The sequence below is a fragment of the Streptosporangium sp. NPDC053982 genome (assembly GCF_055585205.1).
The window spans coordinates 82,363-100,351 of sequence record NZ_JBVJKQ010000005.1; the positions used below are offsets into that span (position 1 = coordinate 82,363).

Annotated in this window: 16 protein-coding genes; 11 read left to right on the forward strand and 5 right to left on the reverse strand. The window is 74.2% G+C overall.

Annotated features, from left to right (window positions below; genetic code table 11):
- Complete coding sequence (locus tag ACZ6W9_RS09925) at positions 1 to 756, forward strand: GntR family transcriptional regulator (RefSeq protein ID WP_389968732.1); 756 nt, start codon at positions 1 to 3, stop codon at positions 754 to 756.
- A 19-nt stretch (positions 757 to 775) separates the two neighbouring features.
- Here the strand turns inward: ACZ6W9_RS09925 and ACZ6W9_RS09930 are convergent, their stop codons facing one another.
- The 3 genes from ACZ6W9_RS09930 to ACZ6W9_RS09940 all read right to left on the reverse strand — a co-directional run bounded on the left by ACZ6W9_RS09930 (position 776) and on the right by ACZ6W9_RS09940 (position 4,304).
- Positions 776 to 1,933, reverse strand: a complete 1,158-nt coding sequence (locus ACZ6W9_RS09930; protein WP_470117273.1) for a hypothetical protein — start codon at positions 1,931 to 1,933, stop codon at positions 776 to 778.
- Positions 1,934 to 2,017: 84 nt separating this feature from the next.
- On the reverse strand, positions 2,018 to 3,211 hold the full coding sequence (locus ACZ6W9_RS09935; RefSeq protein WP_389968728.1) for a hypothetical protein: 1,194 nt from the start codon (positions 3,209 to 3,211) through the stop codon (positions 2,018 to 2,020).
- A 4-nt stretch (positions 3,212 to 3,215) separates the two neighbouring features.
- A complete protein-coding gene (locus ACZ6W9_RS09940) occupies positions 3,216 to 4,304 on the reverse strand; it encodes a HesA/MoeB/ThiF family protein (protein WP_389968726.1) in 1,089 nt (362 codons plus the stop codon).
- Positions 4,305 to 4,533: 229 nt separating this feature from the next.
- Here ACZ6W9_RS09940 and ACZ6W9_RS09945 point away from each other — a divergent pair, with 229 nt between their 5' ends.
- Complete coding sequence (locus ACZ6W9_RS09945) at positions 4,534 to 7,443, forward strand: AfsR/SARP family transcriptional regulator (RefSeq protein WP_470117276.1); 2,910 nt, start codon at positions 4,534 to 4,536, stop codon at positions 7,441 to 7,443.
- Positions 7,444 to 7,473: 30 nt separating this feature from the next.
- Here ACZ6W9_RS09945 and ACZ6W9_RS09950 read toward each other — a convergent pair whose 3' ends face one another.
- Complete coding sequence (locus ACZ6W9_RS09950; RefSeq protein WP_470117278.1) at positions 7,474 to 8,655, reverse strand: erythromycin esterase family protein; 1,182 nt, start codon at positions 8,653 to 8,655, stop codon at positions 7,474 to 7,476.
- 90 nt (positions 8,656 to 8,745) lie between these two features.
- Between ACZ6W9_RS09950 and ACZ6W9_RS09955 the strand changes: the two genes are divergently transcribed.
- Positions 8,746 to 9,429: a TioE family transcriptional regulator gene (locus tag ACZ6W9_RS09955; protein ID WP_389968720.1), complete on the forward strand. Its 684-nt coding sequence runs from the start codon at positions 8,746 to 8,748 to the stop codon at positions 9,427 to 9,429.
- 241 nt (positions 9,430 to 9,670) lie between these two features.
- Positions 9,671 to 10,285, forward strand: coding sequence for an NAD(P)H:quinone oxidoreductase (wrbA, locus tag ACZ6W9_RS09960; protein WP_389968718.1), 615 nt, complete (start codon positions 9,671 to 9,673; stop codon positions 10,283 to 10,285).
- Positions 10,286 to 10,321: 36 nt separating this feature from the next.
- Here the strand turns inward: wrbA and ACZ6W9_RS09965 are convergent, their stop codons facing one another.
- Entirely contained in the window at positions 10,322 to 11,233 is a 912-nt protein-coding gene (locus tag ACZ6W9_RS09965; protein WP_470117281.1) for a helix-turn-helix transcriptional regulator, read from the reverse strand.
- A gap of 251 nt (positions 11,234 to 11,484) precedes the next feature.
- Between ACZ6W9_RS09965 and ACZ6W9_RS09970 the strand changes: the two genes are divergently transcribed.
- The 7 genes from ACZ6W9_RS09970 to ACZ6W9_RS10000 all read left to right on the forward strand — a co-directional run bounded on the left by ACZ6W9_RS09970 (position 11,485) and on the right by ACZ6W9_RS10000 (position 17,956).
- Positions 11,485 to 12,501, forward strand: a complete 1,017-nt coding sequence (locus tag ACZ6W9_RS09970; RefSeq protein WP_389968714.1) for a zinc-dependent alcohol dehydrogenase family protein — start codon at positions 11,485 to 11,487, stop codon at positions 12,499 to 12,501.
- A gap of 123 nt (positions 12,502 to 12,624) precedes the next feature.
- A complete protein-coding gene (locus ACZ6W9_RS09975; RefSeq protein WP_389968712.1) occupies positions 12,625 to 12,780 on the forward strand; it encodes a hypothetical protein in 156 nt (51 codons plus the stop codon).
- Positions 12,781 to 13,044: 264 nt separating this feature from the next.
- A complete protein-coding gene (locus ACZ6W9_RS09980; protein WP_470117283.1) occupies positions 13,045 to 14,292 on the forward strand; it encodes a hypothetical protein in 1,248 nt (415 codons plus the stop codon).
- An 85-nt stretch (positions 14,293 to 14,377) separates the two neighbouring features.
- Positions 14,378 to 14,647 (forward strand): metal-sensitive transcriptional regulator, encoded by a 270-nt coding sequence (locus tag ACZ6W9_RS09985; protein ID WP_362931900.1) that lies wholly within the window; start codon positions 14,378 to 14,380, stop codon positions 14,645 to 14,647.
- A 376-nt stretch (positions 14,648 to 15,023) separates the two neighbouring features.
- Entirely contained in the window at positions 15,024 to 16,421 is a 1,398-nt protein-coding gene (locus ACZ6W9_RS09990) for an MBL fold metallo-hydrolase (protein ID WP_470117286.1), read from the forward strand.
- A 79-nt stretch (positions 16,422 to 16,500) separates the two neighbouring features.
- On the forward strand, positions 16,501 to 17,094 hold the full coding sequence (locus ACZ6W9_RS09995; protein ID WP_362931896.1) for a rhodanese-like domain-containing protein: 594 nt from the start codon (positions 16,501 to 16,503) through the stop codon (positions 17,092 to 17,094).
- A gap of 79 nt (positions 17,095 to 17,173) precedes the next feature.
- Complete coding sequence (locus ACZ6W9_RS10000; RefSeq protein WP_389968705.1) at positions 17,174 to 17,956, forward strand: sulfite exporter TauE/SafE family protein; 783 nt, start codon at positions 17,174 to 17,176, stop codon at positions 17,954 to 17,956.
- Positions 17,957 to 17,989: the final 33 nt, after the last annotated feature.

A 17,989-nucleotide genomic window follows, 5' to 3' on the forward strand; every position in this document is an offset into this window, starting at 1 on the left:
ATGACCCCCGACGCCGGGCACGAGGCGAGATACCGCGCCATCGCCGCCGACCTCGCCGCGAAGATCCGGTCGGGACACTACGCCCCCGGTGAGGCCCTGCCGCCGCAGCGGGAGCTGAGCGCCTCCTACGGGGTGACCCTCATGACGCTGCGCCAGGCGTTGCGGGAGCTCAGCGACGAGAAGCTGATCGTGCAGCGGCCCGGCAAAGGCACGTTCGTCGCCCCGCCCCACCTGGCGTACCAGCTCGACTCGCTCCGCAGCCTGGTCGACGACCTGCGCAAACAGGGTCACGACGTGCGTACCGCGGTGACCGGGCGGGCGGTGCGCCGGGCCCCCGGCCGGATCGCCGCACAGTTGCGGCTGCGTCCCGGCGACACCGCCCTGCGGCTGGAGCGGGTCCGCGAGTTCGCGGGACGTCCCGCCGTGCACCAGGTGTCCTGGGTCCGCCGGCCGGTGGCCGACCGGATCCGCGACCGCGACTTCACCTCCGTCTCCCTCTACACGGCCCTCGCCGACGAGGGGGTGACGGTCGCCCGGGCGTCCGAGGTGGTCCGGCCCGGTCTGCTCGACCCCGCCGCCGCCCGTCACCTCCAGGAGCCGGAGGGCAGCCCGGTGCTCGTCAGCGCCCGGATCACCTACACCCTCGACGCCACGCCCGTGGTGTCCGACCACGCCACCATCCTCGGCAGCATGATGGAGATCCGCACCGAACGCGCCGCCACCGGTCTCTCGCTCACCTGGGGCGCCACCAGCTGAGCCGTGGCCCCGGTCGTCGTCAGGACGGTTCGGGGGCCTCCCAGCGGGTGACCGAGAAGGTCGCGGAGACGGGGTCCCCGGCGGTCACGGCGGTCACCTTCAGCAGCGCGACGTACTTGTCGAAGCCGTCGAACATGCAGAACCGGTCCCCGGTCCGCAGTTCGGACATCGGCACGTCGAGGTCGTCACGCCCGCCGCGGATCGCCGTCTCCTGGCAGGCGGTGATGTCCGGGTCGGCGTCGCCCTTCACCCGGGCCGCGTATCCGCCGAACCGCATCTTCGGGCTTCCCAGGCAGCTCGGGAAGTACTCGACGTCCCCTCCGCCGCCGGACAGCATGTGCCGGTACCGGACGCGCGGCATGTCCGAGGCGATGCCGACGCCGCCGGGGCTGCAGTCGTTCGCCTCGGCCACGTCGTCGGACACCGTGAACGGCTGGTCCTCGTAGCTCCTGTCGCCGGGCTTCGCCAGGGGACCCTCGACCTCGGGCGGTACGGCCCACAGCGTCGCCGACAGCGTGAGCTCCGCGACCGGGGAGCCGCTCACCTTCACCACGCGCAGGAGGAGCACGCGGCCCTCCGCGGCGAAGTCCTCACAGAACCGCTCGCCCTCCACCAGGGCCCGGGTGCGGTAGCGGTCGATGGCCGTGCCGCTGCCGACCGCCGCCCGTGCGGCGTCCCGGCAGCCCGTCTCGTCGAGGTCCCCGGCGTCCGCCGCCGCCTGGGCGACGGCCACGTCGTCGAAGTCGAACCGCCCGTCCGACGAGGAGCAGGGGGGCGACCACGCCAGGACGGGCGGCCTGTCCTCCTCCGTCTGCCGCCCGTAGTCGTCCTGGCGCGGGTCCGACTCGTCGGTCCCGAGGACGCGGGGCCCGTCGTCGGCGAACTCCACGTAGACGTCCGACGGGCAGCCGTTCTTGATCGCCTGGATGTCGCTCAGCGAGATCTCCCGGTCCCGGTAGAGCAGCCCGGTCCTGGGGACCGCCGGCGTGGGGGACGGCGACCCTTCCGGTCCCTGCGACGTGGGCGACGCCGATCCGGCCGGCGTGCGGGGCACCGGTCCGGCCGGGTCCGCGGACCGCGCGTCGCCGTCCCCGCAGCCCGCGAGGACCACCGCCAGCAGCAGGACGAGGCCGGTTCCCCATGACACCCCGGCCCGGCGGCCGTCGATTCCCTGCACGTCAACTCCTTGATCAGATTCGTCGGGCCACCCACCGTAGCGACGGCCGGAGCTCCGGGGGGCCGGTTTCGTACGATGTCCGGTCTATCGCCGGGCGTACTCCCGGGCGGCCAGGGAGGCGGCCAGGAGATACGGGCCGAGCAGCAGGACGGCGCACAACAGCGCGTACCAGAACCGCGGGCTGAGCGGCCCGAGCAGGAACCCGTCGGCCGCCCAGGCCAGCACGGTCACCGCGACGGGGGCCACGAAGAAGACGAACCAGGCCAGCACTCCGGCGAACCCGGCCAGCCACAGCCACCGGAACCACCGCCCGGCCCGCACGTCGGCGGGCGCGGCCGAGAGCAGCTCCGCCGCCTGCGCCGGGGTCAGCCCGCCGAACGCGCGCCGCAGCATCAGCGACTTGACCCGCCACAGGTCGCGGCAGCCGAGCACGTTGACCAGCACGCCGTACAGGTCGGTGCGCAGGAAGACCATGCACTGCCACAGCAGGCCCGCCAGCTTCACGAACACCCATGTCGAGAGCGTCGCGTCCACCAGGGGGTCCGGCGACCACGTTCCCCGCAGGATCAGCAGGCGGGCGCCCAGCAGCAGGCTGAGCAGGACCACGTCCACGGCCATCCCGCCGAGCAGCGGCCCGTAGCGGCGGCGGCGCGGCACCGTCCAGATCTGGGACAGGTCGGTCTCCAGGACGGGCAGCATCATCCGCCGGTCCACCCCGAACCGGGACTCGACGCCGATCGCCCGGGCGGCGAGCCAGTGCCCGCCCTCGTGCAGAGCCGTCGAGACCAGGAAGAACGGCACGAGCAGCAGCGCGCTCAGCCCGACGTCGCCGAGCAGGAACGCGTCCCGCGCCGGGTTCGGGAACAGGGACGGCGAGGTGGCGAAGACGGCCAGGCAGAACAGGGCGAGGACGGTGTAGCAGGTCCAGGCCACCGGTCCGAAGAAGGGACGGGCCGCGCGCTGGCTGACCCCCGCCATCCAGTTCCGCATCTGGATGGGCGCGGTGCGCACGGCCCGGCGCTCCTCGTCGGGCCGGTCGTCGAGGAACCCCAGTTCGGCGAGGGTCGCCACGAACGACGGCATGTCCACGGGCTCACCGGCGAACGCCTCGGCCTCGGCCGCGGCCTCCTCCTCGGTCGCGCCGCGCAGCAACGCCGAGATCACCACCCCGCCCACGGCCGGCATGGTCACGAAGGTGCCGGTGGCCGGATCGCCGACCAGCGCCTCCTCGCCCTCCTCGACGACGCTGAGCGGGCGCAGCGGGACCCCGCCGCTCATCGGCTCACTGCCGGGCCAGCGCGCACGCCGGGCACGCGGGGTCGCGGGGGAAGGGCTGCCACACCGGGACGAGCCCGTTGAGCAGGTCGACGACCACCCGGAACCCGGCCGCGCGAGGCGGCTCGACGCCGGTCAGGTACCGCATGGCCTCGTAGGCGACCAGCGACCCGACCTGCATCGCCATCGGCCCGGTGAGGCCGTTGGCGAGCCGCAGCCCGCGGGTGATCCGATGGGCGACCGCCGTGGTCGTGGGTTCGTCGGGGCCGGGCAGGTCGGACTCGTCGCAGCGCAGGCAGGCGCTCTGGCCCGGGTCGACGGAGAAGTAGATGAGCTGGGTGCGGGTCATCCCGCCGGCCACCCAGGGGACGCCCGCGCGCAGCGCCGCCTCGTTGACCCACAGGTTCGCGTCCATCTCGCCGTCGAGGCCGCCGGCGATCAGATGGACGTCACCGGTCAGGTCCTTGAGGTCGTCCGGGCCGGAGATCCACCGGTCCACGGCGCGGACCTCGATGCCCGGGTCGTACTCGCGCACCCACTCGGCGGCGCGTTCCACCTTCGACCGGCCGATGTCGGAGTGCCGGTAGAGGAACTGGCGGGCGAAGTTGCGCGGAGCGATGTCGTCGCGGTCCACCAGCGTCAGCGCGCCGACGCCGAGCCCGGCCAGGCACTGCACGAGGGACGAGCCGCCGCCGCCCGCGCCGAGCACCAGGACGTGGGAGTCGCGCAGCCGCCGGACGAACTCCGCCCGCGACCTGCCGAGCCGGGCGAAGACCCCGAAGAACGTCAGGTTGGAGAAGTGCCGCTCGTCGGCCTCCGGGTCGCCCAGCAGGCGTTCGCCGGCGTCCTCGACCAGGCCGAGGGAGTCGAGCCCGGCGAGACCGTCGCGGACGTCCTCCACCGTGACGGCCACGCCCCGCGCGGCCAGCGCCTCGCTCAGCGCCTCCGCCGTGGCCGGCCCGCGGGCCAGCTCGTCGAGGAGCGCCGCGATCCGGCCGTCCGGGTCGGCCAGCGTGTACGCCTCGCGCGGGTCGTGGACCACCACCAGTTCGTCGCCGAGGGACTCCCAGGCGCACTCTTTCAGCATCACTGTCATCGCAGCATCACCGGCATCGTTCATCCGCGTCGCTTCCGCATCGCTCGTCGGGACGGCGCCGGCCGGGGGGCGGCCCGCGCCGTCCCCCCGACCGGCTGAGAGGCGGTGCCTCAGGTCATGACCTGGGTGGCCTTGACGGCCTCCACCTTGCGAACCTCGATCTTCATCTCATCCACCTCCTTCCGGACGTCTTTGATCAAGGTCCTCCCTTCACCCACACAAACCGCATATGGTCGCCATAGAAGAGGCAGAACCGCTGATCGTTCCGGGAGACGAAGTGGACTTCGCGGTCCTCGGACCGGTCCGGGCCGCCGACGCCGGGCGGCCGATCCGGCTGACAGCCAAGGCGCGCGCGGTGCTCGCCGTCTTCCTGCTCCACCCGGGCGCCGTGCTGTCCAGGGACCGGCTGATCGCCTCGGTGTGGGACGACCCGCCCCGGTCCGCCCTGCCGAATCTCCAGACGTACCTGACCGCGCTGCGCCGTGCCTCGATCGACGTCGAGACCGTGCCGTACGGCTACCGCCTGCGCCTCGGCCCCGACCGGCTCGACCTGCTCGCCTTCGACGAGGCCGTACGGCGGGCCCGGCTGGAGGCGGCGGGCGGCGACGCCGCCACGGCGGACCGGCTGTTCGCCGAGGCGCTGGCGCTGTGGCGCGGCCGGCCGGCCGAGGACGTGCCGCTGGCCGCGACGATGCAGGCGCGCGTCGCCGAGCTGGAGGAGCGCCGGGAGAACGCCCGGCTCGGCTGGATCGACGTGCGCCTGCGGCTCGGCCTGCACGACGAGCTCGTCGGCGAGCTGACGCCGCTGGTGGAGGCCGCGCCGCTCAACGAACGCCTGTGGCACCGGCTCATGCTGGCGCTGCACCGGGCGGGCCGGCGCGCCGAGGCGCTGGAGGCGTACCGGCGGGCCCGCTCGACGCTCGTCGCCGAGCTGGGCGTGGAACCCGGCCAGGAACTACGCGGCCTGCAGGCGGCGGTCCTCGACGACGCCCCCGCCCCGGCCCCCGCTCCGGAGGAGGCCCGGCAGCCCGCCTGGACGGGGATCTGCCTGCTCCCGGCCGACATCGCCGACTTCACCGGCCGCGAGGACGAGACCCGCGACCTGGTCGCCGCGCTGGACGGCACCGGAACGGCGCCGGTGATCGTGACGGTGTCGGGCCCGCCCGGGGTCGGCAAGAGCACCCTGGCGGTCCACGTCGCGCACCTGGTGCGGCGGCGGTATCCGGACGGCCAGCTGTTCGTCCGGCTGTGCGACGCCTCGCTGTCGCCCCGCGACCCGGCCGACGCGCTCGCGGAGCTGCTGCGGGCGCTCGGCGTGGACACCGCCGGCCTGCCCTCCTCCGCCGGAGAGCGGGCGGCGATGTACCGGGCCAAGCTCGCCGACCGGGCGGTGCTCGTGGTGCTGGACGACGCGGCCGGCGAGGCCCAGGTGGAACCGCTGATCCCCGGGACACCGGGATCGGCGGTCCTCGTCACCTCCCGCGGGCCGCTGCCCGCGCTGCCCGGCGCGACCGCGTACGCGCTGGACGTGCCGCCGCCCGCCGACGCCCGCGACCTGCTCGCGGGCGTGGCCGGGGCGGGCCGCGTGGCGAGCGACCCGGAGTCGGCGGAGACGATCGTGGACGCCTGCGGGCGGCTGCCGCTCGCGCTGCGCATCGCGGGGGCGCGGCTGGTGACCCGTCCCGCCTGGCCGCTGGCCGAGCTGGCGCGGCGGCTCGCCGACGCCTCGGCGCTGAACGAGCTGCGGGCGGGCCACCTGGACGTCCGCGCCACGTTCGGGGCGAGCTACGCGGCGCTGTCGGCCCCCGCGAGGTACGCGTTCCGGCTGCTCGGATCGGTGGCCGCCGACGGCGTGGCCGCCTGGACGGTGGCCGCGCCGTCGGGGGCGACCGCCCGTGACGTGGACGGCTCCCTGGAGGAGCTGGCCGCCGCCGGACTGGTCACCGCCGGTGACGCCGACTCCGCCGGCCAGCCCCGCTATCGCATGCACGACCTGCTGCGCGGCTTCGCCGCCGAGCTGTTCGCCGCCGAGGAGAGCGAGCGGAGCCGGACGGAGGCGCTGCGCCGGATCGCCGCCGCCGCCCGGGACCGCGCCGTCGACGCCGCCCGTGAACTGCCCCTCGCCTTCGCCCCGCCGCCGCCCGGCGTCCCGGCCCGGACGCCGCCCTGCCCCCGGGGCGGCGCCTGGCTGGAGGCGGAGCGCGGCGTGCTCGTCGCCGTGGCCGAGACCGCCGCCCGCGCCGGGCTGGCGCACGAGGCGGCCGGACTCGCCTGCGCGCTGGCGCCGTTCCTGGTCGTGCGCGGTTTCCACGACGAGGCCGTCCGCATGCTGGGGACGGCCGCCGGCGCCGCCGCCGCGGCGGGTGACGCCGACGCCGAGACGCGCCTGCGGCTGGTGCGTGCCGACGCCGAGGTGGACCGCAGACGCGCCGGCGAGGTCGCCGGCGAGTTCCGCCACCTGCTCGACCGCTGCTCACGGGCGGGGGACCGGCACGCCGCCGCGTACGCGTCGCTCGGTGTCGCCGCCACCCTGGAGGCGGATCTGGGATCCGCGCTCGCCTTCGCCACCCTGGCCGCCGAGCGGTTCGAGGCGCTGGGCGACGGGCACGGCCTGCTGAGCGCGTGGACCGAGATCGCCGCGATCCAGCTCTTCGTGGGCCGTAACGACGCGGCCGTGGTGACCTGCCGCCGGGCCCTCGCCCACGCCGGGGGACACAGCGCGGTCCACCGGGCCCGCTTCCTGCGGATGCTCGGCATCGCCTGCTATGAGACGGGCCGCGTCGAGGAGGCGATCGGCCTCTACCGGGCCTGCCGGGACCTGTGCCGGGATCTGCGGTGGAGCACCGGCGAACGTCTGACGCTGCACCGGCTGGCCCAGGCCGAGGCCGCGCTGGGCCGCCACGACGCCGCCACCGGCATCCTCCTGCGGTGCGCGGAGATGTCCGTCAACGCCGGGGACACCCGGGGGGAGGCGCTGATCTCCTACACGATGGGCGAGATCAGCCGGTGGCGGGGCGACGAGCGGGCCGCGCTGGCCCACTTCACCACCTGCCTCGACCGGCTCGACCCGCTCAACGAGCACTTCTGGTCCGCCCGCACCCGCGACCAGATCGCCCGTTCCCGGGCCGTCCTCGGCTGACCGAAGGGGCCGCAGTGACGAGGCCGCCGGTCATTCCGAGCCGGACGGGGGCCAGTGGGAGAGCCTGACCGCCTGCTTGAGGAAGACGATGCCGTCGATCATGTCGAGCCGGGCCGGATCCAGCGGGAAATAGGCGAAATCGTGGGATACGCGTGGGGTGAGGTCCGGGACTGCCTCGGCCAGGCGGCGGGCGTCGACGAGGGAACGGTTCCAGGGCAGCGTGGACAGGACGCCCTCGACGGTGTCCGGGGGCGGGGTGTCGTCGCCGGCCGTGCCGAAGGCCGAGGCCAGGAACGCGTACCGGTCGCGCAGATGCGTGGCGGCGATCGCCCCGGCGCCCCACCACTCCAGCTCGTGGTCGCCGAACGACATGAGGCTCCTGTTCCGCTGCAGGTGGAGGTTTTGGGCGAAGACCAGGGCCGGGCCGTGCTCGGCGACGGCCAGCAGGTTGGCGGCCATCATCGCGTCCCGCAGAGCCGACAGCCGGCCCCAACGCGCCGGGGACGTGTCGGCCATCCAGTGGTGGTAGCGGAGCAGGCCGACGGCGGTGCGCCCGTACAGTGCCGCCCGCTCCATGTCCCGCGCGCTCAGCCGCGGCGCCTGCGTGTCGAGCAGCGCCACCAGGTCGTCGGCGATGACGCGCAGCCGCTGGGCGTCGGCCGACCGGCCGATCGACCGGGACGGATCCATGACCGTGGCCTCGTCCGACCACCGCTCGTCCGGGCCGAGCAGCGCGTCGAGGGTCTCCGCGGTGCAGGGGAGCGGTCCGTCGAGGAGGGAGTGCAGGGCGGTGAGCGCCTGGCGCGGGCTCGCCGCCCAGTACTCCAGCGGGCCGTCGAACCCGAAGAACCGGAGCTTGTCGTCGTGCTCCTCGTTGTACGCCCGCATCCAGCGCACGAGTTCGCGGTTACCCGGTGCGTCACCGAAGCCGTGGCTGAAGCCGCGTTCCATGACGTCGTCGAGCGTGCCCGCGCCCGTCGTGACGTAGTCGTCCACCGCGAGGCCCATCAGGCAGTCGCTCTCGATGGCGAACGAGCGGTAGCCCTCGTTCTCGGCCAGATGCCGGAAGATCTCGTTGCGCACCTCGCCCAGTTCTCCCACGAAGTGCCTGGCCTCACCCAGGCCGAGCAGCAGGGGCTCGGCGGGAAGCGACCGGAGGAACGCCGAGACGCCCGCGCCGTCAAGTGAGCGGGCCGTGTCCTTGATGTCCATGCCTTCAACGGTATCTTTGAACACTCGGTGTAAGCTTTTCCCGAAGAAATCCCTTCTTTTTCCGAGGAACCTTCAATCAGGGGTGCACTCATGAGGCCGGTGGACCTGGCACGCGAGCACGGCCTGTCCACCCAGGCGATCAGGAACTACGAGGACGCCGGCATCCTGCCCGCCTCCGGACGCACGGTCCACGGCTACCGCGTCTACACGCCGCTGCACGCGAAAGCCCTGCGCGCGTTCCTCGCCCTCGTGCTCGGACACGGTCACCAGACGGCCACCTCGATCATGCAGGCGGTCGACCGGGGAGCCGTCGAGGACGCGCTGCGGCTCGTCGACGAGAGCCACGGCCGCCTCCTCGACGACCGCCGCACCCTCCAGGCCGTCGAGGCCGCGCTCCGTGATCTGGCTCCCGTGCCACAGGAGCACGGCGACACGTTCATCGGCCCGCTGGCCAGGAAACTCGGCATCCGTCCCGCCACCCTGCGCAAATGGGAGAACGCCGGACTGGTCCGGCCGCGCCGCGACCCGCAGACGGGCTACCGGGTCTACAACGCGGCCGACGTGCGGGACGTCCGGCTGGCCCACCAGCTCAGGCGGGGCGGCTACCTGCTGGAGCAGATCGCCCCGCTGATCGCCCAGGTCCGCTCCGCCGGAGGCGTCGCCCCGCTGGAGTCGGCCCTGCACGACTGGCGGGCCCGCCTGTCCGCCCGGGGCCGCGCCATGCTCAGGGGTGCCGGCGAACTCGACGTCTACCTCCGCGCCCGCGAACCCTGAGCCCGGGTTCGTCCGGGTCCGGGGCCCGTCCGGCCCGGGCCCGGAACAGGCCTGGGGCGTCGGCGTGCCCGCGCGAGCCCGGTGTCACCGGCCCTGCCCGGCGGCGTTCCCTCTTCCCTTTTCCCGTCCATCCGGTCCCGCGGCGCGGACCGTCCGGGGCGTGAGGCCGGTGCGCCGCCTCACATTCGGCGGAGGTGCGTCGTCGTACCGCAGAGACGGACGCTGAGAAAGGAAGCCGAGCATGGAGCCGGTGAATGTAGCGGTCATCTACTACAGCGCCACGGGCACGGTTCACGCCCTGGCACGGGCCGCCGTCGAAGGCGCGGAGAAGGCCGGCGCGAGTGTGCGGCTGCGCAGGGTCGCCGAGACGGCCCCACAGGAGGCGATCGCCGCCAGACCTGACTGGGCCCGCCACCTACGGGACACCGCCGACGTCGTCGAGGCGGGCCTCGACGACCTGGGCTGGGCCGACGCGGTGCTGTTCGGCACCCCCACCCGCTTCGGCAACCCCGCCGGCCAGCTCCGGGCGTTCATCGACACCACCGGGCCCCTGTGGTACCAGGGAAGGCTCGCGGGCAAGGTGTACTCGGCCTTCACCGCCTCCAACACCGCCCACGGCGGGCAGGAGTCCACCATCCTGGCGCTGGGCAACACCTTCTACCACTGGGGCGGTGTCATCGTGCCTCCCGGCTACACCGACCCGATCCAGTTCCGGTCGGGCAACCCCTACGGGGCCTCCCACGTGACCGGCGACGGCGCGCCCGGCGACGTGTCCCTGGAGGCGGCCCGTCACCAGGCCCGCCGCGTCGCCGATGTCGCGGCCGCGCTCAAGAGGGGCGGCTGGAGCGCGGGGTGACGCCCGTGACGGCCCACGAGGAAACCGAGTGCCCTGTCATCGATCGGCATCGGATCCGATTGGATGGACGCCGCCACGGTGTCCAGGAATCTCCGGGGTGGCGGCCCAGGAGGCGAGCAGACGCAGGCTCTCTTCGGAGGGCGATCCGGGTTCGGCGGTGTAGATGGTGAGGGTGAGGCCGGGGTCGGCGGCCATCTCCAGGCCCTCGTAGGCGAGGGTGAGGTCGCCGACGGCCTGGTGGTGGAAGCGTTTGGTGCCGGTGCCGTGGTGGCGGACGTTGTGGGCGCCCCAGCGGATGCGGAACTCGTCGCTGCGGGTGGACAGTTCGCCGACCAGGTCGTGGAGATCCTTGTCGTGGGGGTTGCGGCCGGCTTCGGTGCGCAGGATGGCGACGGCGATGTCGGCGGCCTGGTCCCAATCGGGGTAGAAGCGGTGGGAGGCGGGGTCGAGGAAGTTGAAGCGGGCCAGGTTGGCCTGGTTGCCGGGGGTGGCGTAGACGTCGCTGTAGAAGGCGCGGGCGAGCCGGTTGGCGGCGAGGATGTCCATGCGGCCGTTGCGGACGAACGCGGGCCCGGCGGTGATGGCGTCCAGGGTCCATTGCAGGCTGCGGTGCGGTTTCCACCCGCCTTCGGCGGGTCGGCGGCGGGGGCGGGTGAGGGCGTCGGTGCCGTCGGCGGCCTGGGTCAGGTTCAGCAGGTGGGCGCGTTCGGCGTCGTCGAGCCTCAGTGCACGGGCGAGGGCTTCCAGGACCGCCGGGGAGACGCCGGCGAGGTTGCCGCGTTCGAGCTTGGCGTAGTACTCCACGCTCATGTCGGCCAGGGCGGCGACCTCGCTGCGGCGCAGTCCCGGCACCCGGCGCCGGGAACCGGCGGGCAGCCCGGCCTGCTCGGGGGTGATCTTTGCGCGCCGCGAGGTCAGGAACTCGCGGGCTTCCTCACGGCTGTCCACACCTCGACATTACGTGCCGGCGCGGCCGTAGGGATGTACTGCCGGCACACCCTTCACCGGTGACTGGTTACGTGCGCCGACCAGGGGTTATCTAGGAAGTGTGGGCTTCCTCCCGCCGGGTGTCGGGCCGGTGATCGGAGAGGCCCGTGCCCGGCCCCGGCGGTCCGCCGTCTGAGGTTCCGGGCTCCCACGCGCACGCGGCACGGCCGGAGGCCTACCGGTGCGCCCCTATCGAGCAAAGGACTCTCCTCATGCGCGGAGCAGTGATCCACGCCCCTGGCGACATCCGTTTCGAGACCCTGGACGACCCGGAGATCCTCCACCCCACTGACGCGATCATCCGCACCGCGGTGACGTGCGTGTGCGGCTCGGACCTGTGGCCCTACCGCGGTGCGGAGCCGACCGACGCGCCGCATCCGATGGGCCACGAGTACGTCGGTTTCGTGGAGGAGGTCGGCTCGGAGGTGACGGCGGTGAAGCCGGGGCAGTTCGTCGTCGGGTCGTTCGCGACCTCGGACGGCACCTGCGCCAACTGCCGCAACGGCTTCCAGTCCAACTGTGTGAACCGTGAGTTCATGAGTACCTGCCAGGCCGACCACGTCCGCATCCCCAACGCCCAGGGCACGCTGGTGGCCACCGACGGCGTGCCCGGTGAGGAGTTCTGGCCGGGTCTGCTGGCCGTCTCCGACGTGATGGGCACCGGCTGGTGGGCCGCCGACGCCGCCGAGGTCCGCCCCGGCTCCACCGCCGTGGTGGTCGGTGACGGCGCGGTCGGCCTGTGCGCGGTGATCGCGGCCAGGCAGATGGGCGCCGAGCGGATCATCGCCATGTCCCGGCACGAGCCCCGCCAGAGGCTGGCCCGCGCGTTCGGCGCGACCGACATCGTCACCGAACGCGGCGATCAGGGCGTGGCACGGATCAAGGAGCTGACCGGCGGAATCGGTGCCGACAGCGTGCTGGAGTGCGTCGGCACTCCCGAGGCGATGCGCCAGGCCCTGCACTCGGCGCGGCCGGGCGGCAACGTCGGGTTCGTCGGCGTCCCCCACGACGTGACGGTCGACGGGCAGGAGCTGTTCTTCTCCCACGTCGGCCTGCGCGGCGGTCCCGCTCCCGTGCGCCGTTACCTGCCCGACCTGATCGAGCGCGTCCTGACCGGCGCCATCGACCCGGGCAGGGTCTTCGATCTCACGCTGCCCCTGGACCAGGTCGCCGAGGGCTACAAGGCCATGGACGAACGCCGCGCCATCAAGACCCTCCTGAAGCCATGACCCCGAAGTCCTGACCACGTTCGCACGCCCGCGCCGCCGCTCCCGCTACCGCCTAGTTCCGCACCATCCAGGCCACGTCCTGACTCAGGCCGCACCGCGCACCTCCGACAGGAGCGATTCCTCATGAATCCCGTCTATGACTTCACCGGCCAGGTCTCCTTCGTCACCGGCGCCTCCTCCGGGATGGGCCTGGCCGCCGACGAGAGCGCCTGCAGCCCCGGCGCCGGCTACGTCACCGGCGTCGCCCTGCCCGTCGACGGCGGCTACACCGCCCGATGACGGCTCGACGCCCTGGCCCGTTGAGCCGGCGCGGCTGAGCCCTCACCCTCGACGGCCGGGAGGGGAGGACCGCCGCGCCTCGCCGCCGGTGCGCTTCGGCTCCCCCACCGTCGCCGGTAACGTGGTGCCGCTCTCATCGGCCCGGCCTCGGCCCTCTCCTGCGACAGGCGGTCACTCACGCTCATGGCGGAAACAGGATCTCCTCCACCGGCACCTCGTACGGAACCCGCGGATGAGGGCTCCGGCGGCGAGGGCTCCGGCCCTGTGACGCGGCCGTCCGGCGGCGGGGAGCCGCCCGGCCGTCAGGGGCCGCTGTGCGCCCGTTCCGGCTGCGGAAACCGGCTGGAGATCTCCGGACGGCGCGCCGGGCGACCGGCCGTGTACTGCGGTGACTCCTGCCGGGCCGCCGCCCACCGCGCCCGCGCCGCCGCCCACACGCCGGTCGTGGCCGAGGCGTTGCGGCGTGCCGAGGCGCTGGCCGCGCCGCTGCTGAGCGCGGGGGAGCAGTGGTCCGCGGCGCTGTCGGCGCTCACCGCCCAGCTGAACGCCGCCACCACCGGCGCCCTGGCCCAGCTCGACGCCGCCGAGGAGGCCGCGGAGGAGTCCCGGGCCGCCGCCGCGCTCGCCGAGCAGCGCGCCGCCGAACACGTCACCGCCGCCGAACGCCGCGCCGCGGCGGCCGAGGACAGGGCGAAGGCCGAGATCGAGGCTGCGCGTACCGCCGTGAGCGAGGCCGCCGTCGTACGGGAGCGCGCCGAGGAGAGCGAGCGGACGGCCTGGCGGGCGGTCGGGGAGCACCAGAGTGAGCGCGCCCGCGCCGAGCAGACCGCCGCCGAGGCCGTACGGCGGGCCGCCACCGCCGAGGCGTCCGCGCGTGACCGGGCCGCCGAGCTGGCGGCGCTGACCGCGGCGGCGGCCGGTGAGCGCGAGCGGGCCGCCGCGCTGCAGGCCGAGCAGGCGGCGAGGATCACCGCGCTGGAGGGCGAGCTGGCCGGACGCGCCGCCGAGCTCGCCCGGACGGGGGAACGGCTGGATGCCGCCGAGGGCCGCGCCGGCCGCGCCGAGTCCGAGCGTGACCGGGCCATGGCCGACGCGGAGCAGGCCCGTACGGAGATCGGGGAGATCCGGGCGGAGGCCGGGCGGATCCGCGAGGAGCTCACCGCGGAGCTCACCCGGCTGCGGGAGGAACTGGCCGGGGAGCGGGCCGCGGCGCGTCAGGCGGGCGGCGAGCGTGACCGGGCCCTGGCCGAGCGCGACGCCGCCGGTGAGGAGTTGCGGGCCGTCCGTGCGGAACGGGACGCGGCGCGCGCCGAGCGCGATGAGGCGCGTACCGCCGCCGCGGTGGCCGAGGCGCGCTCCCAGACCGGGGAGGAGGCGCTGCGCCAGGTCGAGACGGCCGCCCAGGAGGCCGTACGCCGCCTGCTCGCCGGGTGGGAGACGCGCGGACGGGAGACGGAGTCCGACGATTCCACGGGGAAGAATACGGGTGGGGGTATGGTTGCGGGGGAGTGAGGGCGTCCTCGGGACGCCCCGCCCGGAGTGGGGAAGACCTCCGTCTCTTCCGCGTCCGGGTGCGCGCCGGGCGGGAAGGTGAAACATGGAGATGGACGCGACGGTTCTGTCCGACGCCCTCAACCGGCTCAAGCGGGCCCACGGCCAGCTGGGCGGGGTGATCGCGATGATCGAGAACGCCGAGGACTGCGAGCGGGTGCTGACGCAGCTGGCGGCGGTGTCCAAGGCATTGGACCGCGCCGGATTCAAAATCATCTCAACCGGCCTGCAGCAGTGCCAGCTGGCACGGGAGAACGGCGAGGAGCCGCCGATCACCCCCGAGCGGCTGGAGAAGCTGTTCCTGGCCCTGTCCTGAAGCGGCCCGGAGTCCTGAGGCGGCCAGGGACCTCGCAAGCCGAAGCCTCGCGGACCGGGATCCCGCGGACCGGAGCCTCGCGGGCCGGCGCCTCCCGGGTCGGGTGGATGCGTCGGGCCCGGATGCCCGTTCGCCGGCCTGCCGAACGGGTACCCCCTCCGAACTGGGGATACCCCTGACCGATGGGTACCCCCGTGGGTATATCCTTCTGATCGATGGATACCCCCCTGGTATTTTTGACGAGGAGTCGCGTGATGACGGTCCCCGAAGCGGCCGGCTGTAAGCCGTACCGCGACGACCCGGTCCTGATTCCGGCTCCGGCCACGCGAAGGCCCCGCCGGCGCGAAGGCCCCGACGACACGAAGGCGGTAACACGGTGACCACGATCCACGTCGAGGTGGTGGAGACCTCCTCCCTGGGCGACCGCAGCTACCTGGCCCACGACGGCCACGTCGCGCTGGTGGTCGATCCGCAGCGCGACATCGACCGGATCCTCGCCCTGGCCGGCCGGCTCGGCGTGCGCGTCACGCACGTGGCCGAGACCCACCTGCACAACGACTACGTCTCCGGCGGACTGGCCCTGGCCCGGGTGACCGGGGCGACCTACCTGGTCGCCGGGGCCGACACCGTCGGCTTCGACCGGCTGCCGGTGGCCGACGGCGACGAGATCGTCCTGTCGGAGGCCATGCGCGTCTCGGCGGTGGCCACCCCGGGACACACCTTCCACCACCTGTCGTACGTCCTGTCCGGCCCCGAAGGGCCCGAAGGCGTGTTCACCGGCGGGTCGCTGCTGTTCGGCACCACCGGCCGCACCGACCTGCTCGGCGAGCGGCACGCCCACACCCTGGCCCACCACCAGCACGCCTCGGTGCGCCGCCTGGCCGACCTGCTGCCCGACGGCGCGCAGGTCTGGCCCACCCACGGATTCGGCAGCTTCTGCTCGGCCGCCCAGTCCGACGCCCCCGACTCCACCATCGGCCGCGAACGGCGGGCCAACCCGGCGCTGAGACTGGAGGCCGACGACTTCGTCGCCGAGACCCTGGCCGGGCTGGACGCCTACCCCGCCTACTACGCCCACATGGGTGCGCGCAACGGCGCCGGCGCCGACCTGATCGACCTGACCCCGGCCGGGATCGCCGACGCCGGGCAGCTGCGGGAGCGGATCGCGGCCGGAGAGTGGGTGGTGGACCTGCGTTCGCGCAAGGCCTTCGCCCGGCGGCACCTGACCGGCACCCTGAGCTTCGGCCTGGACGGGCCGATGTCCACCTGGCTGGGCTGGATGGCCCCGTGGGGCGCGCCGATCACGTTGCTGGGCGAGTCGCCCGAGCAGGTCGCCGAAGCCCAGCGCGAGCTGGCCCGCATCGGCGTCGACCGCCCGGCCGCCGCCGCGACCGGAGGCCCGGAGGAGTGGGCCGCCGGCGACGAGACCCGCCTCGGATCGCTGGCCGTCGCCACGTTCGCAGACCTGGCCGCCGCCCGCGCCGGGCGGGCCCCGCACGGGCTGCCCGCCCCGGACGCGGTGCTGGATGTGCGGATGACGAACGAGTGGCGCGCCGGGCACATCGACGGCGCCGTGCACATCCCGCTGCCCGACCTGCCGGACCGGCTGGCCGACGTGCCGGACGGAACGGTGTGGGTGCACTGCGGCTCCGGCTACCGCGCCGCCGCGGCCACCGGCCTGCTGCGGCGGGCCGGGCACCGGGTGGTGCACATCGACGACGCCTACGCGGAAGCCGCCGGCGCGGGCCTGACCGTCACCGCCCCCGAGAGCTGACCGCCCGGAAACCACCCATGCTGAAGCGGTCTGCCCGGGAAGCGGCCGGCCGCCGTCACGTCCCGACAAGGAGCACCACATGACCACCGACACGAACCCGGCGACCCCCGCCGCCCTGGACGCCGCGTCCCTGCGGGACCTGCTGGAGTCCGGCCGCGCGCCCCGGCTGATCGACGTGCGCACCCCCGGCGAGTTCGAGACCGCCCACATCCCCGGCTCCTACAACGTGCCGCTGGACCTGCTGCGCGAACACCGCGCCGAGCTGCGCGCCCACCTGGACGAGCAGGTGGTGCTGATCTGCCGGTCCGGGCAGCGCGCCACGCAGGCGGAACAGGCCCTGGCGACCGCGGGCCTGCCGGGCCTGCGCGTGCTCACCGGCGGCATCACCGCCTGGCAGGCCGCCGGAGCGCCGATCGCGTCGGGCAGGCCGCGCTGGGACCTGGAACGTCAGGTCCGCCTGGTGGCCGGCTCGATCGTGCTGGGCTCGGTCCTGGTCAGCACGGTGTTCCCGCCCGCCAAGTGGCTCGCCGCGGCCATCGGCGGCGGGCTGACCTTCGCCGCCCTGTCCGGCACCTGCGCGATGGGCATGATGCTGGCCAAGCTGCCCTACAACCGCGGCCCGCGCGCCGACATCGCCACCGTGCTGGGCGCCCTGGCCGGCGGTCACGGGTGAGCCGGCGCGCGGCCGTCCCGGCACGGGAACGCGCCCCGGCTCGCTGAAGACGATCGAGACGACCGAACGGAGAAAAGCCATGCCGACCGCTCTGGGCCTCGGCGCCGCGATCGGTGTCCTGCTCGGGCTGCTGGGCGGCGGCGGATCCATCCTGGCGGTGCCCGCCCTGGTCTACGGCGTGGGCCTGCCCCTGAGCTCCGCCGTGCCGGCCTCCCTGCTGGTGGTGGGGATCTCCTCGGTCACCGCCGTCCTGCCCCGAGTCCGCGCGCACCAGGTTCGCTGGCGCATCGCCGCCGTCTTCGGCGGCGCCGGAGCGGTGGCCGCGTTCGGCGGCGCCGCACTCAACCGGCTCCTGCCACCGCAGGCGGTCCTGATCGGCTTCGCCGCGCTCATGATGCTGGCCGGGTGGCGGATGCTGGCCGGGGAGGCATCCACGGGCGGGGCGTGCGAGCTGCCCGGCGGCGGCGTCAACTGGCGCGGCTGCCTGCCCAAGGCCATCGGCGCCGGCACCGCGGTGGGCGTGCTGACCGGCCTGTTCGGAGTCGGTGGGGGGTTCCTCGTCATCCCGGCCCTGGTGCTGGGGCTGGGACTGCCGATGACGGCCGCGGTCGGCACCTCGCTGCTGATCGTGGTGGTCAACTCGGCCGCCGGGTTCGCCGCCCACGCCGGGGAGCCGGCGCTGGACTACGGCGTCATCGTGTCATTCACCGCGGCGGCGGTGGCCGGGTCGCTGACCGCGGCCCGGCTGGGCCGCCGCCTGGATCCGGTACGGCTGCGCCGCTGGTTCGCCTACCTGGTCTTCGCTGTGGCGGCATTCGTCGCCGCCCAGGCGGTGTTCAACCCGGCCGCGCTGAGCCACTGAACCGGGCCGCCGAACCCTGGACCTGCCCCGGCC

Excerpts from the sequence above, each read along its gene's own strand:
- ACZ6W9_RS09925 (WP_389968732.1), top strand. The coding sequence starts at position 1 with ATGACCCCCGACGCCGGGCACGAGGCGAGATACCGCGCCATCGCCGCC.
- ACZ6W9_RS09935 (WP_389968728.1), bottom strand. The coding sequence starts at position 3,211 with ATGAGCGGCGGGGTCCCGCTGCGCCCGCTCAGCGTCGTCGAGGAGGGC.
- ACZ6W9_RS09940 (WP_389968726.1), bottom strand. The coding sequence starts at position 4,304 with ATGACAGTGATGCTGAAAGAGTGCGCCTGGGAGTCCCTCGGCGACGAA.
- ACZ6W9_RS09945 (WP_470117276.1), top strand. The coding sequence starts at position 4,534 with ATGGTCGCCATAGAAGAGGCAGAACCGCTGATCGTTCCGGGAGACGAA.
- ACZ6W9_RS09950 (WP_470117278.1), bottom strand. The coding sequence starts at position 8,655 with ATGGACATCAAGGACACGGCCCGCTCACTTGACGGCGCGGGCGTCTCG.
- ACZ6W9_RS09955 (WP_389968720.1), top strand. The coding sequence starts at position 8,746 with ATGAGGCCGGTGGACCTGGCACGCGAGCACGGCCTGTCCACCCAGGCG.
- wrbA (WP_389968718.1), top strand. The coding sequence starts at position 9,671 with ATGGAGCCGGTGAATGTAGCGGTCATCTACTACAGCGCCACGGGCACG.
- ACZ6W9_RS09970 (WP_389968714.1), top strand. The coding sequence starts at position 11,485 with ATGCGCGGAGCAGTGATCCACGCCCCTGGCGACATCCGTTTCGAGACC.
- ACZ6W9_RS09975 (WP_389968712.1), top strand. The coding sequence starts at position 12,625 with ATGAATCCCGTCTATGACTTCACCGGCCAGGTCTCCTTCGTCACCGGC.
- ACZ6W9_RS09985 (WP_362931900.1), top strand. The coding sequence starts at position 14,378 with ATGGAGATGGACGCGACGGTTCTGTCCGACGCCCTCAACCGGCTCAAG.
- ACZ6W9_RS09995 (WP_362931896.1), top strand. The coding sequence starts at position 16,501 with ATGACCACCGACACGAACCCGGCGACCCCCGCCGCCCTGGACGCCGCG.
- ACZ6W9_RS10000 (WP_389968705.1), top strand. The coding sequence starts at position 17,174 with ATGCCGACCGCTCTGGGCCTCGGCGCCGCGATCGGTGTCCTGCTCGGG.